Source organism: Dietzia sp. SLG310A2-38A2 (assembly GCF_014145095.1).
GTDB lineage: Bacteria > Actinomycetota > Actinomycetes > Mycobacteriales > Mycobacteriaceae > Dietzia.
In genome coordinates this window covers 1-1,292 of the sequence record NZ_JAALDX010000514.1, presented here as the reverse complement: position 1 = coordinate 1,292, position 1,292 = coordinate 1, and the positions used below count along the sequence as shown (strand labels likewise).

Annotated in this window: 2 protein-coding genes; both read left to right on the top strand. The window is 72.0% G+C overall.

Annotated elements, in window-relative coordinates; all coding sequences use genetic code 11:
- Positions 1–36: 36 nt before the first annotated feature.
- Positions 37–213, top strand: coding sequence for an excalibur calcium-binding domain-containing protein (locus G6027_RS16375; RefSeq protein WP_346995778.1), 177 nt, complete (start codon positions 37–39; stop codon positions 211–213).
- Between the two features lie 88 nt (positions 214–301).
- On the top strand, positions 302–1,213 hold the full coding sequence (locus G6027_RS16370) for a serine protease (RefSeq protein ID WP_182638076.1): 912 nt from the start codon (positions 302–304) through the stop codon (positions 1,211–1,213).
- Positions 1,214–1,292 lie beyond the last annotated feature (79 nt).

Below are 1,292 nucleotides of genomic sequence, written 5' to 3'. Positions count from 1 at the left end.
CCGCCTCCGCCTCCGCCTCCGCCCGAGCCGTCGCCCATCGCCCCGCCGCCACCTGCGCCCGTTTACGTACCCCCTCCGGCGCCCGCCCAGCAGTCGACCTACTACGCCAATTGCGACGCCGCGCGCGCGGCGGGCGCGGCCCCGCTGATGCGCGGTGACCCTGGTTACGCACCCAAGCTGGACCGGGATAACGACGGGGTCGCCTGCGAGTAGCGAGTGCATCTGGTGGGAGGTCGGCGAGCGGAGTAACGTCCACAGCATCCCAATGTGAAGATCCATTCATATGGCTAAGGAAGCCGCCATGGGCCCACGACGGACGTCGGCACTGCCTCTCGCCGCAGCTCTCCTCGCTGCCGCGACGGCATGTGTTCAGGGCGGAGGCGAGATCCCCGCAGCCCTACAGAACGTCCCCGGGGTCATCGAATCCACCTCGCCCGCTGGGGAGCCGTCGTCGATGAACCTCCAGGATCTGGACAACTCCGTGGTGTTCCTCGTGACCACGGTTTCCGGGTACGTCCTGGAACCGGGTGACGGGGAGGGCGACGGCGCCCGGTCCGCCGAGGTGACAGCGGTCCGGACGTGCACCGGATGGATGGCGGGCGAGGGCGGGGAGATCGTTACCGCCGGGCACTGCGTCGGCCGGGACGAGGGCCGTGGCGCCGTGGTCGCCTCTTATCTGAGCGACCACGACGTCGCCGACGAGGCCGCCCTGGTTGCCGAGGTCGAGATTCGGGTGATGGCCGGCCAGCCGGGCGTCGACGGCGCCATCATCACCGACTGGGTCAGGGCCCGGATCGTCGACGTGATGCCGGCCGAGCAGGGCGATCTGGCGCTCTTGAGGATCGACGGACCGGGTGCCGGTCCGCGGCCACCCGCGTTGGCGATTGCACGGGACGATCCGCGACCGGGGGACAGGGTCACCGCGATCGGGTTCCCCGGCGCCGGGGGCGGCGTCTCGGAGGAGAGGGCCATCCAGCCGCCGTCGTTCAAGTCCGGCACCGTCTCCACCCGGCGGGCCTCGCCGAGGGGCGCGGCCGGGTACGAGATCGATGCGGACCTCGGCCCCGGTATGGCCGGGGGGCCCATCGTGGACGAGCGGGGTCGGGTGGTCGGCGTGAACTCGCACGCCACCCGCGGTGGATATAAGGAGTTCAACGTCGTCACCGGCACCGCCGAGCTGAGGCGGCTCCTGGCCGGGAACGGGGTCGGGTGACCGGCCGACGGTGCGGTCGGGAAGCCGTCCGCCTGGGTGGTCGGGAGGCCGTCCGCCCCCCGTCCGCCCCCCGACCGGT